The 13,746-nt window shown below is 61.5% G+C and carries 14 protein-coding genes; 5 read left to right on the top strand and 9 right to left on the bottom strand.

Translation table 11 applies throughout. The features are described from left to right. The first annotated feature begins 116 nt into the window (after positions 1-116). The 4 genes from ppnN (at position 117) to PG881_RS09410 (ending at position 4,122) form a co-directional block, all read left to right on the top strand. Complete coding sequence (ppnN, locus tag PG881_RS09395) at positions 117-1,472, top strand: nucleotide 5'-monophosphate nucleosidase PpnN (protein WP_011705076.1); 1,356 nt, start codon at positions 117-119, stop codon at positions 1,470-1,472. 130 nt (positions 1,473-1,602) lie between these two features. Next, positions 1,603-2,406 (top strand): flap endonuclease Xni, encoded by an 804-nt coding sequence (gene xni / locus PG881_RS09400; RefSeq protein WP_162902007.1) that lies wholly within the window; start codon positions 1,603-1,605, stop codon positions 2,404-2,406. A gap of 146 nt (positions 2,407-2,552) precedes the next feature. Beyond that, entirely contained in the window at positions 2,553-3,563 is a 1,011-nt protein-coding gene (locus PG881_RS09405; protein ID WP_252451394.1) for an isocitrate dehydrogenase, read from the top strand. Between the two features lie 118 nt (positions 3,564-3,681). Beyond that, complete coding sequence (locus tag PG881_RS09410) at positions 3,682-4,122, top strand: hypothetical protein (RefSeq protein ID WP_011705073.1); 441 nt, start codon at positions 3,682-3,684, stop codon at positions 4,120-4,122. Positions 4,123-4,193: 71 nt separating this feature from the next. Here PG881_RS09410 and rlmM read toward each other — a convergent pair whose 3' ends face one another. The 6 genes from rlmM to dinB form a co-directional block, all read right to left on the bottom strand. Continuing rightward, positions 4,194-5,288 (bottom strand): 23S rRNA (cytidine(2498)-2'-O)-methyltransferase RlmM, encoded by a 1,095-nt coding sequence (rlmM, locus tag PG881_RS09415; protein ID WP_270799510.1) that lies wholly within the window; start codon positions 5,286-5,288, stop codon positions 4,194-4,196. After that, positions 5,281-5,667 (bottom strand): DUF423 domain-containing protein, encoded by a 387-nt coding sequence (locus PG881_RS09420; protein ID WP_270799513.1) that lies wholly within the window; start codon positions 5,665-5,667, stop codon positions 5,281-5,283. Before PG881_RS09420 ends, rlmM begins: the two co-directional genes overlap by 8 nt. Before the next feature lie 38 nt (positions 5,668-5,705). Beyond that, complete coding sequence (locus PG881_RS09425; protein ID WP_257688779.1) at positions 5,706-6,338, bottom strand: alpha/beta fold hydrolase; 633 nt, start codon at positions 6,336-6,338, stop codon at positions 5,706-5,708. After that, positions 6,331-7,251: a transcriptional regulator GcvA gene (locus PG881_RS09430; protein ID WP_005303519.1), complete on the bottom strand. Its 921-nt coding sequence runs from the start codon at positions 7,249-7,251 to the stop codon at positions 6,331-6,333. Before PG881_RS09430 ends, PG881_RS09425 begins: the two co-directional genes overlap by 8 nt. Positions 7,252-7,534: 283 nt before the next feature. Continuing rightward, a complete protein-coding gene (locus tag PG881_RS09435) occupies positions 7,535-9,676 on the bottom strand; it encodes a methyl-accepting chemotaxis protein (RefSeq protein ID WP_270799519.1) in 2,142 nt (713 codons plus the stop codon). 68 nt (positions 9,677-9,744) lie between these two features. Continuing rightward, positions 9,745-10,797, bottom strand: a complete 1,053-nt coding sequence (gene dinB / locus PG881_RS09440; protein WP_270799522.1) for a DNA polymerase IV — start codon at positions 10,795-10,797, stop codon at positions 9,745-9,747. Between the two features lie 132 nt (positions 10,798-10,929). Between dinB and PG881_RS09445 the strand changes: the two genes are divergently transcribed. Beyond that, entirely contained in the window at positions 10,930-11,142 is a 213-nt protein-coding gene (locus PG881_RS09445) for a hypothetical protein (RefSeq protein ID WP_029301604.1), read from the top strand. 88 nt (positions 11,143-11,230) lie between these two features. Here PG881_RS09445 and nqrM read toward each other — a convergent pair whose 3' ends face one another. The 3 genes from nqrM to nqrF are packed head-to-tail and all read right to left on the bottom strand — an operon-like array spanning position 11,231 to position 13,734. Beyond that, positions 11,231-11,455, bottom strand: coding sequence for a (Na+)-NQR maturation NqrM (gene nqrM / locus PG881_RS09450; RefSeq protein WP_011705066.1), 225 nt, complete (start codon positions 11,453-11,455; stop codon positions 11,231-11,233). An 11-nt stretch (positions 11,456-11,466) separates the two neighbouring features. Then, complete coding sequence (locus PG881_RS09455; RefSeq protein ID WP_270799524.1) at positions 11,467-12,507, bottom strand: FAD:protein FMN transferase; 1,041 nt, start codon at positions 12,505-12,507, stop codon at positions 11,467-11,469. Positions 12,508-12,510: 3 nt separating this feature from the next. Next, positions 12,511-13,734 (bottom strand): NADH:ubiquinone reductase (Na(+)-transporting) subunit F, encoded by a 1,224-nt coding sequence (gene nqrF, locus PG881_RS09460; RefSeq protein WP_011705064.1) that lies wholly within the window; start codon positions 13,732-13,734, stop codon positions 12,511-12,513. Positions 13,735-13,746 lie beyond the last annotated feature (12 nt).

A 13,746-nucleotide genomic window follows, 5' to 3' on the forward strand; every position in this document is an offset into this window, starting at 1 on the left:
CCTATTCCCCTGCCCCACCGCTTACATCTACTATCAAATTCAAGGGATGCCACAGGGCATCCCGTTTTCTCCCCAGGGAAAAGCACAACGATAACAAGCGAGTGAAAGGGGAACCTATGATTACGCACATCAATCCAGTCGGCAGCATGGACTTGCTGTCCCAGCTCGAGGTGGACCGCCTCAAGCAAACCGCCTCCAGCGATATCTATCAACTGTTTCGCAACTGCTCGCTGGCGGTACTCAACTCCGGCAGCCATACCGACAGCTCCAAAGAGATACTGGAGCGCTTCAAATCCTTCGATATTCATGTGATCCGGCGCGAGCGCGGGGTCAAGCTCGAGCTGTTCAACGCCCCCGAGCACGCCTTCGTCGATGGCGAGATCATCCGCGGCATTCAGGAGCACCTGTTCTCCGTCCTGCGCGACATCCTCTACGTGTCGACCCAGCTGGAGTCGAACCGGCTGGTCAACCTGACCAGCTCCACCCACATCTCTAACGTGGTGTTCGCTATCCTGCGCAACGCCAAGGCGATCCTGCCTGGCGCCGATCCCAATCTGGTGGTTTGCTGGGGCGGTCACTCCATCAACGAGATCGAGTACCAGTACACCCGCGCGGTAGGCAGCGAACTGGGCCTGCGTGAGCTCAACATCTGCACCGGCTGCGGCCCGGGCGCCATGGAGGGCCCGATGAAGGGCGCCGCCGTCGGCCACGCCAAGCAGCGGGTGCGCAACGGCCGCTACATCGGCCTCACCGAGCCTTCCATCATCGCCGCCGAGCCGCCCAACCCCATCGTCAACGAGCTGGTGATCCTGCCGGACATCGAGAAACGGCTGGAGGCCTTCGTGCGCCTCGGCCACGGCATCATCATCTTCCCGGGCGGGGTTGGTACCGCCGAAGAGCTGCTCTACCTGCTAGGCATCATGATGCACCCGGCCAACGAGCGGCAGCCCATGCCGATCATCCTGACCGGCCCGAAGGAGAGCGCCGATTACTTCCGCGCCATCGACGACTTCGTCAAGGCGACCCTGGGCGAGCCGGCCACCAGCCTCTACCGGATCATCGTCGGCGATGCTCCGGAAGTGGCCCGGGTCATGAAAGAGGCGATGCCGAAGATCCGCGAATACCGCAAATCGGTCGGCGATGCCTACTCCTTCAACTGGTCGCTCAAGATCGAGCCGGAGTTCCAGCTGCCGTTCGAGCCGGATCACGCCAACATGGCCAGCCTCGACCTTCACCGCAACCAGCCGCCCCAGCTGCTGGCGGCCAACCTGCGCCGTGCCTTCTCCGGCATCGTCGCCGGCAACGTCAAGGAAGGGGGCATCCGCGCCATCGAGAAGAAGGGCCCCTTCAAGCTGCACGGCGACAAGGAGCTGATGCACCTGATGGACAAACTGCTGGAGAGCTTCGTCAAGCAGCAACGTATGAAGCTGCCGGGCAGCCAGTATGTGCCCTGCTATGAAATCGTGCGCTGACGGACAGCACAGCTGAAACGAGGGGCGCATGGCGCCCCTTTTTTGTCGCAGGGGATGCCCGCGGCCATCAATCCCCCATCGAGCCCGCTGGTTTGTTACAATGGGGCGTCCCGACTGCCAAGAGTGCCCCATGTCAAACCCAAGGCCACACCTGCTCATCATCGATGCCCTCAATCTCATTCGCCGGCTGCACGCGGTTCAGGCCCAGCAGGCGCTGACCCCGGCCCAGGCGTTGATCGCCACCCGTGCCAACCTCATCAACACCTGCCGCAAGCTGCTGGCCGCCAGTGAGCCGACCCACGTCATCGCGGTGTTTGACGGCGAGGTGCACAGCTGGCGCAAAGAGGTCTACCCGGCGTACAAGGAGGGGCGAACCCCCATGCCGACCGAGCTGCGCGAGGGTTTGAACGAGTTGCAGGATGCGTTCTGGGAGTGCGGCGTGGACGCCCTGCTCTCCCAGACCGACGAGGCAGATGATCTCATCGCCACCCTCGCCAGCGGCATTGCCCAGCACGGTGCCAGAGCCACCATCATCTCCACCGACAAGGGGTTCTGCCAGCTCATCTGCCCGCAGATCCAGATCCGCGACTACTTCAACAAGCGCTGGCTGGATGCCGCCTTCGTCGAGCAACAGTACGGGGTGGCGCCGACGCAACTGGTGGATTTCTGGGCTCTCACCGGCATCGGCGGCTCCAACATCAAGGGGGTGCCCGGCATCGGCCCCAAGACCGCCACCCAGCTGCTGCAGCAATACGGCGATCTGGCCAGCCTGCTGGCGGCCTGCCAGCAGGAAGACGCCGCCAAGGCGCTGCTCAAGCTGCGCCAGCACCAGGATGAGGCCCTGCTGGCCCAACGGCTGGTGCGCCTGCAGCGGGACATTCCGCTCGGCTTCAACCTGCGGGAGATCCGCTACCCACCGGCTCCCGAAGCCTGATAAAGCGAAACCGCCAACCATGACCGGACTCACTCTCGCTGTTGACAAAAACAGATAGAATGTAAAGAAACATGGAGGGTTAGGTGTAGAAATGGTATAAAACCGCCGAATCCTCCCCCTCTGTTCCCTAGAAGTGGATACGTCTCATGTCAAAAAGAAAAATTACCGTCATCCCGGGCGACGGCATCGGCCCCAGCATCATCGAATCCGCCATCCAGATCCTGACCCACGCCGGTTGTGACTTCGAATACGAATACGCAGACGCCGGCCTGGTGGCGCTGGAGAAGCACGGCGAGCTGCTGCCCCAGGCGACGCTGGATCTCATCGAGAAGAACAAGGTCAGCCTGAAGGGCCCGCTCACCACTCCGGTCGGCGGTGGCTTCACCTCCATCAACGTCTCCCTGCGCAAGAAATTCAACCTCTACGCCAACGTCCGCCCGGTGCTCTCCTTCAAGGGGACCCGCAGCCGTTACGACAACATCGACATCATCACGGTACGCGAGAACACCGAAGGCATGTATTCGGGCGCCGGTCAGAAGCGCAGCGACGACAACAAGAGCGCCGAGGCGATGAGCATCATCACCCGCGAAGGGGCGGAACGCATCGTCAAGTTCGCCTTCGAGCTGGCGCGCCAGGAAGGACGCAAGAAAGTCACCATCATCCACAAGGCCAACATCCTCAAGTCCACCTCCGGCCTGTTCCTGGAAGTGGCCCGTGAAGTGGCCAGCCGCTACCCGGACATCCAGAGCGAAGAGATGATCGTCGATGCCGCCTGCATGAACCTGGTGATGTACCCGGAGCGCTTCGACGTCATGGTCACCACCAACCTGTTCGGCGACATCCTGTCGGACCTGTGTGCCGGTCTGGTGGGGGGCTTAGGAATGGCGCCTGGCGCCAATATCGGCGATGGCGCCGCCATCTTCGAAGCGGTGCACGGCTCGGCGCCGGATATCGCCGGCAAGAACATCGCCAACCCGACCTCGGTGATCCTCGCCTCCATCCAGATGCTGGAGTATCTGGGCATGCAGGACAAGGCCGAACGGATCCGTGAGGCGGTACGCGCCACCATCGAATCAGGCGACCGGGTGACCCGGGATCTGGGGGGCACCGCTTCCACCAGCGAGTTCACCCAATCCATCATCGACCGTTTGCAATAACACCCAAGATATTGATTTTAAAAGGGAGCTTCGGCTCCCTTTGTTTTATCTCGCGGCGCTCTCCCCCCTTTGTCGATTGGCTACTATGTTCAATAGATAAGGGATAAGGAGATCCATTATGCGCGCTATCGTTACCCTGCTGCTCATCAGCAGCAACGCCATGGCAGTAGACAGACCGGTCGAGAATGCCTGGCCGCAATTGCCCCCCTCTTCCCAGCAGGCCAGCCAGGTCTGGCGCTCCAACGTGGATACCAACGACCTGCTCAAGGCACCCAAACCGCTCTCCTTCGGGATGGATGTCGTGACCGACAGCGATGGCAACAGTCAGGTCACTCCCTACCAGAAACTGAACCTGACCGCCGAGAAGAGCGTGAGCCTCTCCTTCGAGCAGCACAAACCCAGGATCAAGTTCAAGACCGCCGGCATGAATACCTCCATCAAGCTGCGCGGCAACGGGGTGAAGCTGGAGTTCAGCCCGACCGATCGCACCATACCGCTCGACATCGAGCTCAAGCTCACCGACGGCGAATCCTCGCTGCGTTTCGATTACCGTTTCTGATGGCGCTGAAATCACAAGGCCGACAACCCGTGGGTTGTCGGCCTCGTGGTCAGTGGTTTGCCGCTAAGCAATTACTCCTTGGCGGAGAGCTTGGAAACCCAGTACTTGTTGTAGACGTGCACCGTGATCTCTTCGCGATCGTGATAGAGCTGCTTGGCCTGGATCACGAAGGCATTGTCGATCTCCTTGAGCAGCTCGCGCAGCACCTCGATGTTGTGCACTGCCTCGGCGTAGCGCTTCTTCATCGGCAGCTTGAGGTTGAACATCGCCTCCTGGCAATCGCTCTCCCGGAACCAGTCGGCGATCATGTGGGTGACCCGCGCCGGCTTGTCCACCATGTCGCACACCAGCCAATAGGTGTTCTTCTTGCTCGGACGCCACACGAAACCATCATCGCGGATGTGCTTGACCTGACCGGTATCCATCAGGGACTGGGCCATCATGCCGTTGTCCACCGCCGTCACCATCATGCCGCGACGTACCAGCTGATAGGTCCAGCCACCCGGGCAGGCGCCCAGGTCGACGGCCTTCATGCCGGAGGTGAGGCGCAGGTCCCACTCTTCCCGCGGCACGAACACGTAGAAGGCCTCTTCCAGCTTAAGGCTGGAGCGGCTCGGGGCATCGGCCGGGCAGCGCAGACGCGGGATGCCCATGTGGAATTCGGAGTTGTTGAAGGAGTAGGAGTAACCCAGCAACACGTGATCATTGGCCAGGAAGAAGGCGTGGAACACCGGCCGGTGCGGCGTCTCCTTCTTGGTCAGCAACTCGTTGCCACGCAGCGCCTGGCGCAGCGGCACGGTGAACTTGCGGCAGAAGGCCGACAGCTCTTTTGCCTCGTTGGTATCGGCGGTTTCCACCCGCAGATCGCCGCAGATGGCGTACTCGCGGGTCGCCTCCAGGATGGGGGTGATGCGATCCGACAGATCCAGATCCTTCAGCTCATGGGTCACCACCAGCATCTGGCGAATGAAGATGAGCTCTCTGAACGGCAACTTGCGCGCCAGCAGATCGGCCTGCTCCTCGTCATACAGCTCGAATATCACGTAACCGCTGTCGTCCTTGACCCGGGCGAAACCGTAGCACTGCATGTTACTGGCACGCTCGGTGATCTCTGCCGCCGCCTCTTTCTCAAAACCGGGGCGGCAATAAAGCAGCAGATTATTCATTTTTTCCTCCAAGACGACAGCCAGCCCATATCAGAGCCGCCCATCCCAACATAAAACAGAGGCCACCGGCCGGGGTAATCAGCCCCAGCCCCTTGCTGCCGAGCAGCACCATGGCATAAATACTGCCGGAGAATCCCAGGATCCCCAGCACGAAGGCGGTGCCGGCAAAGGTGATGACCTTGCTGCGCACACCGCACCACCCCAGCACCAACAGGGCCAGGGCGTGGAAAAACTGATACTGCACGGCGGTATTGAACGCCGCCAGACGTGAAGGCTCGATCCCGCTGGCCGCCAGACCATGGGCACCGTAGGCCCCCAGCACGGTTGCCGTCAGGCCGAACACGCCCGCCAGCACCAGCCAATGTCGATGGAATTGCATCCCTTGCCTCCTCGTCGTTCCGCTTCCCATCCTCACGTTTACGTCGGGATGGTCGCGATGAAGTTCTTGATCTGCCCGGCCGCCTGCCGCAGGTTCTCCTGCTCGCTCACCCCGCTGCTCTTGCGCGGTTTGAAGCCATGATCACCATCGGTCAGCCAATGGACCGATACGGCGGGTGAGAAGGGAAAATCAGCCAGTTCGGCACGGGTGCCGAAAGTATCGCGCTCCCCCTGCAACAGCAGGGTCGGCGTCTTGATCTGCTTGAGCACGTCACCCCGCCAGCGGTCGGGGTTGGCCGGGGGGTGGAAAGGATACCCGAGAATGAGCAATCCTGCAGCATTCATCTCGTCCTCGCCATCCTGATAGAGTTCGGCCGCCATCCGCCCGCCCATCGACTTGCCGGCCAGAAACAGCCGGGGATGAGCAAACTCCTTCGCCATCTGGCGCCAGTGCGCCAGCAGCACGGGTTGCCTGTCCGGTGGTCTGCGTTTGCCATCCAGCGCACGCTTGCTCATGTAGGGGAAGTTGAAGCGCACCACCTCGATGTCCGGCCCGGCCAGCAGGCGCGACAACTCGGCCAGAAAGGCATGCTCCATGCCCGCGCCGGCGCCATGGGCCAGCAGAATGCGGACAGGGGCATCGACAGCCCCCTCCCGGATCACCTCATGCATCGGCCAGCCGTGCCCGGCGACGGGCCTCCTCCTGCTCCACCAGCTCCAGCATCCAGTCGCGGAAGGCTACTATCTTGCCCTGATCGGACTGCTGCTCCTGGCACACCAGATAGAAGGCGTTCTTGCTCACCAGCACCTGCTCGAACGGGCAGATGAGGCGGCCGGCCTCTATTTCGGGCTGGGCCAGCACGCTGTGACCAAGGGCCACCCCCTGGCCGTGAATGGCCGCCTGGATCACCATGGTGGAGTGGCTGAAGATGGGCCCCTGATTGACGTTGGGCGCATCGATGTCGAGCTGGCGAAACCAGGCCTTCCAGTCGCGGCGCGAGGTGTCGTGCAGCAGGGTGTGGCGGGTCAGATCGTCCGGGGTACGCAGCGGCTTGGGGCCGGTCAGCAGCAGCGGCGAACAGACCGGGATCAGATACTCGGTGTGCAGCTTGTCGGCGCGTAGCCCAGGCCAGTTGCCACGGCCGTAATAGATGGCCACATCCACATCGTCGGTGAGCGAGCCCTCGTCCATGTCCACCGCCTTGATCCGCACATCGATGTCGGGGTGGCGCTCGCTGAACTTCACCAGCCTGGGCACCAGCCACTGGATGGCGAAACTCGGCTGCAGGGAGACGGTGAGCGCCCCCTTGGCGCTGCGCGCCAGCAGCTTGTCGGTCGCCTCCGAGATGGAGGTGAAGATGTCCTTGATGTCGAGGAAGTAGCCCTGCCCTTCCTCGGTCAACAGCAGGGAGCGGTTCTTGCGGCGAAACAGCTTGATGCCGAGGTACTCTTCCAGCGCCTTGATCTGGTGACTGATGGCGGCCTGGGTCACGAAAAGCTCTTCCGCAGCCCGGGTGAAGCTTAAATGACGAGCCGCGGCTTCGAATGCTTTCAGTGCATTGAGCGGGGGTAAACGACGAGACATGAGACCAGCCGACGATGAGTTTTTCTAATGGGCCGCATTATAATTTGTCGGTTGCGGGTCGACCAGTGAATAAACATAATTCGCTTCGCAATCCGTTGTCATATGGCTCACTTTTTCTCTTCCATGTTGGTTTACATGTGATTTTTGTGAGTCACTGGACTGCGATTGTGGTGTTGTGTTTCTTCCTCTGCGGGAAGAGGGGTTTAAATCGGACCGATTTAACCCAGTCTGTCATCTGAATGTGTTTGGCGCCTCCGGTTGGATGGCGCCTTTTTTCTTATCCCTATACCTTGAACTGCCCCACCAGTTGCTGCTGCTTGTCGGCCAGCGCCGACAACTCGCGACCGTTTTCGGCGGAGCTGGCCGCCTCGGCACGGATGGTGTGGCTCACGTCGCGAATGTTGCTGACGTTGCGATTGATCTCGTCCGCCACCCCGCTCTGCTCCTGCGCCGCCCTGGCAATCTGCTCGTTCATCTGATGGATGGTCGCCACCGCGTGGATGATCTGCTCCAGCACGCTGACCGACAAGTCCACCTTGGTGAGCGTCAGATCCGCCTGGCTGTGGCCGGTCATGATCGCCTTCACCACGGCCTCGGTACCGGACTGCAGCTGGCCGATGAGGGTCTGGATCTCGACGATGGCGTTCTGGGTGCGACCCGCCAGGTTGCGCACCTCGTCCGCTACCACCGCAAAGCCACGGCCCTGCTCACCGGCCCGCGCCGCCTCGATGGCGGCATTGAGCGCCAGCAGGTTGGTCTGCTCGGCGATCCCCTGGATCACCACCAGAATGTCGTTGATGTTCTCGCTGTTGGCTGACAGGTGCTCCACCACCGGCTTGGCGTCGCTGATCACCGCCATCAGCTTGCGCATCGCCTCCTGGGTATCCGCCACCACGTACTTGCCCTCCTGCGCCGCCGTATCCGCCTGATTGGCCGCGGCCACCGCCGAATTGGCATTGCCCGCTACCTGCAGAGCGGTGGCGCTCAGCTCCTCGAACGCGGTCGCCACCAGATCCACCTCCTGATACTGGGCCTGCATGCCGGCACTGGTACGCTCGGCAACGCTGGCGGCCTGTTCGGCGCTGGCCCGGGTGCCAGCAACGGTATCGATGACCTGGCTGATGGTGCTCTGCAGTTTGTTGAGGAAGCTGTTAAACCACTTGGCCAGCTCGCCAATCTCGTCGTCACGGCGCAGCTCGATGCGCTGGGTGAGGTCCCCCTCGCCGCTGGCGATGTCCTTGAGGCGGGCCACCACGGCGCGGATGGGGGCCACTATCTGGTGGGCCATCAGCCAGATGCAGATCAGCGCGACCGCCGAGATGAGGCCGCCGATGAGCAGCTGGGTCATCACGCTGCGGCTGGCCTGACCGGAGAGCTCGTCCTGCAGCTGGAGGGCCGACGCCAGCACCACGCTGCGCGGCAGTTCGATGTAGATGCCCCATTTCTGCTCGGTGCCCCGCATCTTGACCGGCACGAAAGTCTGCAGCAGGGTGCCGTCAGGACTCCAGCGGCTGCTGACCTGTCCCTGACCCAGCCAGCCCAGCAGCTCGCCGGCCAGGGTCTGATACTGCTGGCCGAGCGGGCTGCCCAGGGTGACATCAAAACCGTCCACGCCGGCGACACGGCCCTGGCTGCTGACCAGCAGCACCTTGCCCTGCCCCTCGTAGAGCTCCTGATCCATCTCCTTGACCAGGCTCTGCAGCGCGGTCAGCGAGATATCCACGCCCACCATGCCGAGCAGCTTCTCTTGCTCCAGCAGGGGCACGGTCACCGAGGTCATCAACACCTTCTGCGAGCCCACATCATCGAGGTAAGGTTCCAGCAGACAGAGCGCCTTGCTGCGGATGCTGCAGCGATACCACTCGTTCTCCACTCCGCCGGCCGCCGTCGGGCTCTGGTCCGCCAGCACGGATTCGTTTTGCACCTCGGGTTCTATCTTGCCGTCGACCCGCGCCCAGTAGGTGGAGAAGCGGCCCTGATCGTTGGAGCCCAGCGCACTGGAGCCGTGATAATTGCTGTCTTCACCGTCGAGCTGATCCGGCTCGAACACCGCATAGACGCCGAGCAGGTTGTCAGAGGAGGCGGCCGCGTCGTGCAGTTGCTGATTGACGGCGGTGCGCAGCGTTTCGGAGGAGCCGAAATTGTCGGCCGCATTCTTGCGCTGGAACAGGATCCCCTGCCCCAGTAGGGTGGCCCGGAAGTAGGCCTCGTCCAGATAGCTGGTCACCTTGGCCGCCTGCTCGGAACCCATCGCCTTCATCCAGTTTTCGGCCGCACTCTGGGCTTCCGCCGTGGTGGAGGTCAGCACCTGATCCTGCATGTTGGCAGCACTGAAGAGGGAAGAGGCCACCAAGGCTCCGGCACTGGCCACCAAACAACAACCGGCGATCAGGGTGATCCGCCCCTGAACAGAAAGAGAACTCATGCCACCATTTCCTAGCTTTTTACAGATGTGATCAGTGTATCGGTTTTAGAAACAAAAACTTAACCTTATCACGCTAAATCCAGGGCAAGTTGGTTCACTTCGCCGGCTGCGGGCAGGCCGACCACCAATCCCAGTAGCCGAATGGGTTTGCCCTGCGCCCGCAGCAAGCCTTCGTGCAGCAGATCGTGAAACCGCTCCGGCTGGTAACCGCCGCGCCGGTAGACGGTGGTCTGCTGAAAATCGGCGAACTTGAGCTTGATCCCCTGCCCCATCAGCTGCTCCTTGCCGTGGCTGACCGAGAAACGCTGCTCCAGCTCGGGGATGAGCTGGCGGAGCACCTGCCAGCAGGCGGCCTCATCCAGCACGTCGCTGGCGAGCGTCGTCTCCACCCCGATGGTCTTGCGCACCCGCTGGGCCTGCACCGGCTGCTCGTCGTGGCCCCAGATCCGCCCGGCCAGCATCTCCCCGAGCTTGCCGAAACGGGCGATCAGCTCCTCATTGCCGAGCTGGCGGGCATCTTCGCAGGAGTAAAGGCCGAGCGACTCCAGCCGGTCCGCGGTCTTGCGGCCGATGCCGGGCAACTTGCCAAGCGGCAGCTGGCGCACGAACTCATCCACCTCCTGCGGGCGGATCACGAACAGTCCATCCGGCTTGCGCTGCTCGGAGGCGAGCTTGGCCAGAAACTTGTTCGGCGCCACCCCGGCCGAGCCGGTCAGCCCCAGCTCGGTATTGATCGCGGCGCGGATCTCGCGGGCCATCAGGGTGGCACTGCCACCACAGCAGGGGCTCATCGTCACATCGAGATAGGCCTCATCGAGGGAGAGCGGCTCCACCTGCTCGGTGTAGCGCAGGAAGATGGCCCGCAGCTGACGGGAAACCTCCTTGTAGACCGCCATCCGACCGGGAATGAGCACCAGCGGCGGGCAGAGCTTGCGAGCCAGAGCGCTCGGCATGGCGGAGCGCACCCCGAAGCGGCGCGCCACATAGTTGCAGGTCGAGATGACGCCGCGCCTGTCAGCCGAGCCGCCGATGGCCAGCGGCACCTCGCGCAGGGCCGGGTTGTCCCGCATCTCTACCGCGGCATAGAAGCAGTCCATGTCGATGTGAATGATCTTGCGCATACCACTGTACGAATAAACAGGTAACCTGCCTATGCTAACCCAGTGCTGCCATTTCTGCCATCGGCATGAAATGAGGGTCAGATATAGACTCTTAAGGCACCATTGGTTAGCGCATCATGCAAGGAGGGTGAGATGAAGATAGGTTGGCTGGGATTGGGGCTCTGCCTGCTGGCACAGCCGGGCAGCAGCAAGGACAACCCGACCGCCGAGTGCAGCTGGCTGTATGACCGCATCGCGGCGCTGGAACAGGCCATCAAACAGGGCGACGAGCTGGGCACCCGGGAGGAGCTGGCACGCTGGCGGGCTGAGTTCAAAAAGAAAGCCTGCCAGCAATATGACTACTGAGTCTTTTGCAAAAAATAACGGGCTGACCATCAGGTCAGCCCGTCGGTTATCCGGCACGGGGTCGAGTACGACTCGGCGCCCTGTCCGCTCAGATGATCCGGTTCTCCGCCAGCATCTTGCGACGGGCCTCTTCCTTGGCCATCTTCTTCTTGCGGTTGTCACAGGGTTCCGGGCAATCACACTCTTTTTCGATACCTATGCTGCCGAGCCCGCCGCAGGAGCCGGAGATGGTCTTCTTCTGGAAGATGTAACCGATGGCCATGGCCACCACTACCGCCAGAAATACCCCGAAGGTGATCAAAAAAATCTGCATGTTACCGCCCCTTATTTTCTAACCAGATACTGTTTGAAGGCATCGGAGTAGAACTCCTCGAAGCCATCATCCGTCTTGGTGATCACGAAGATAGCCAAGCCCCGCTCCTTGGCATAAGCCAGGCTCTTCTCGGGCCCGAGCACCATGAACACGGTCGCCAACCCGTCTGCGGTCATGCAGGAGGGGTGAATGACGGTCACCGACACCATCCGATGCTGGATCGGCTTGCCGGTCATGGGATCGATGGTGTGGGAGAAGCGCTTGCCGTCCAGCTCGTAATAGTTGCGGTACTCGCCCGAGGTAGCCACCCCGTTGTCACCGGCCACGATCACTTCCTGCACCGAACCGGCGTTGGCGGTGGGCTTCTCGATGGCGACTCGCCAGGGGTGCCCCTTGCCGTTGACACCGTTGATCCGCAGCTCGCCACCGATCTCCACCAGATAGTTGCGCGAGCCCATGGACTCCAGATACTCGGCCACCTTGTCGACCCCAAAGCCCTTGGCGATGGCGGAGAGATCCACGTAGAGATCCGGGATGTCCTTTTGCAGGGTATCGGCATCGGCCGAGGTGATCACGTGCAGATTGCCGAGCCCGGTCTTCTGGCGGGTCTGGGTGATCAGCTCGTCGGAAGGCATCTTGGTCGGCCTGGCATCGGGCCCGAAGCCCCACAGATTGACCAAGGGGCCGACGGTGACGTCCAGCGCCCCGCGGCTCTCACGGCCAATGTGAATGGCCTCGGTCACCACCCGCGCGGTATCGCGGGAGACCACCACCGGCGTCGAGCCGCGATGCTGGTTGAAGCGCGACAGCTCGGAATCGGGGCGGTAGGTCGACATCTGATCGTTGACCCGTTCCAGCAGTACATCGACTTCGGCCTGGAACTTGGCGGGATCCGTGATGACGCTGTCCGCCACCTTGATGGAGTAATAGGTACCCATGGTGCTGCCGGTGATGTGGATCTCCGGCTTCGATTGGACCGTTTGTTCCTGACCGCACCCAGTCAAGAAAAAGGCTAGCCCGAAGGCTAGCCAGGTCTTTACAACACTGTGCATTTATTAACCACCAAAGTCATCCAGCAGGATGTTTTCGTCTTCAACACCTAGGTTTTTCAGCATGTTGATGACGGCAGCGTTCATGACGGGAGGCCCACACATGTAGAACTCGCAATCTTCCGGCGCCTCGTGGTTCTTGAGATAGTTCTCGAACAGCACGTTGTGGATGAAGCCGGTGTAGCCGTCCCAGTTGTCTTCCGGTTGCGGATCCGACAGGGCGACGTGCCACTGGAAGTTGTCGTTCTCGGCCTGCAGCATGTCGAAGTCTTCGACATAGAACATCTCGCGCTTGGAACGGGCACCGTACCAGAAGCTCATCTTGCGCTTGGTCTTCAGACGGCGCAGCTGATCGAAGATGTGGGAACGCATCGGCGCCATACCGGCACCACCACCGATGAACACCATCTCGGCATCGGTGTCCTTAGCGAAGAACTCGCCGAACGGACCGGAGATGGTCACCTTGTCGCCAGCCTTCAGGCTGAAGATGTAGGAGGACATCTGGCCGGGAGGGGCAGTCCAGTTGCTCGGCGGCGGGGTCGCGATCCGCACGTTCAGCATGATGATGCCGAACTCTTCCGGATAGTTGGCCATGGAGTAGGCACGGATGATCGGCTCGTTGACCTTGGACTCCAGCTCGAAGATCTTGAAGCGATCCCAGTCACCACGATACTCCTCGGGAATATCGAAGTTCTTGTACTGCACGTGGTGAGCCGGCGCTTCGATCTGGATATAACCACCGGCGCGGAACGGTACGCTCTCGCCATCCGGGATCTGCAGCTTGAGCTCCTTGATGAAGGTGGCCTTGTTGTCATTGGAGATGACGGTACAGTCCCACTTCTTCACCCCGAAGATCTCTTCCGGCAGTTCGATGTCCATGTCGGAACGAACGGTGACCTGACAGGCCAGACGCTCGCCGTGACGGGCTTCGCCCTTGCTGATGTGATCCAGCTCGGTCGGCAGGATATCGCCGCCACCGGATTTCACCCGTACCTTGCACTGACCACAGGAGCCGCCACCGCCGCAGGCGGAGGAGACGAAGATACCGCTGCCGGCCAGCACGCCGAGCAGCTTGCCACCCGCCGGGCTGGTCACAGCCTTGGCCGGGTCGCCGTTGATGCTGATTGTCACGTCACCGGCGGTCACCAGCTTGGACTTGGCGAACAGAATGACTGCCACCAAGGCCAGCAGGATCACGGTGAACATGACCACACCCAGAATAATTTCCATCTATATTTCCTT

Source organism: Aeromonas sp. QDB54 (genome assembly GCF_027707385.1).
Taxonomy (GTDB): Bacteria; Pseudomonadota; Gammaproteobacteria; order Enterobacterales; family Aeromonadaceae; genus Aeromonas; species Aeromonas hydrophila.

Excerpts from the sequence above, each read along its gene's own strand:
- ppnN (WP_011705076.1), top strand. The coding sequence starts at position 117 with ATGATTACGCACATCAATCCAGTCGGCAGCATGGACTTGCTGTCCCAG.
- xni (WP_162902007.1), top strand. The coding sequence starts at position 1,603 with ATGTCAAACCCAAGGCCACACCTGCTCATCATCGATGCCCTCAATCTC.
- PG881_RS09405 (WP_252451394.1), top strand. The coding sequence starts at position 2,553 with ATGTCAAAAAGAAAAATTACCGTCATCCCGGGCGACGGCATCGGCCCC.
- PG881_RS09410 (WP_011705073.1), top strand. The coding sequence starts at position 3,682 with ATGCGCGCTATCGTTACCCTGCTGCTCATCAGCAGCAACGCCATGGCA.
- rlmM (WP_270799510.1), bottom strand. The coding sequence starts at position 5,288 with ATGAATAATCTGCTGCTTTATTGCCGCCCCGGTTTTGAGAAAGAGGCG.
- PG881_RS09420 (WP_270799513.1), bottom strand. The coding sequence starts at position 5,667 with ATGCAATTCCATCGACATTGGCTGGTGCTGGCGGGCGTGTTCGGCCTG.
- PG881_RS09425 (WP_257688779.1), bottom strand. The coding sequence starts at position 6,338 with ATGCATGAGGTGATCCGGGAGGGGGCTGTCGATGCCCCTGTCCGCATT.
- PG881_RS09430 (WP_005303519.1), bottom strand. The coding sequence starts at position 7,251 with ATGTCTCGTCGTTTACCCCCGCTCAATGCACTGAAAGCATTCGAAGCC.
- PG881_RS09435 (WP_270799519.1), bottom strand. The coding sequence starts at position 9,676 with ATGAGTTCTCTTTCTGTTCAGGGGCGGATCACCCTGATCGCCGGTTGT.
- dinB (WP_270799522.1), bottom strand. The coding sequence starts at position 10,797 with ATGCGCAAGATCATTCACATCGACATGGACTGCTTCTATGCCGCGGTA.
- PG881_RS09445 (WP_029301604.1), top strand. The coding sequence starts at position 10,930 with ATGAAGATAGGTTGGCTGGGATTGGGGCTCTGCCTGCTGGCACAGCCG.
- nqrM (WP_011705066.1), bottom strand. The coding sequence starts at position 11,455 with ATGCAGATTTTTTTGATCACCTTCGGGGTATTTCTGGCGGTAGTGGTG.
- PG881_RS09455 (WP_270799524.1), bottom strand. The coding sequence starts at position 12,507 with ATGCACAGTGTTGTAAAGACCTGGCTAGCCTTCGGGCTAGCCTTTTTC.
- nqrF (WP_011705064.1), bottom strand. The coding sequence starts at position 13,734 with ATGGAAATTATTCTGGGTGTGGTCATGTTCACCGTGATCCTGCTGGCC.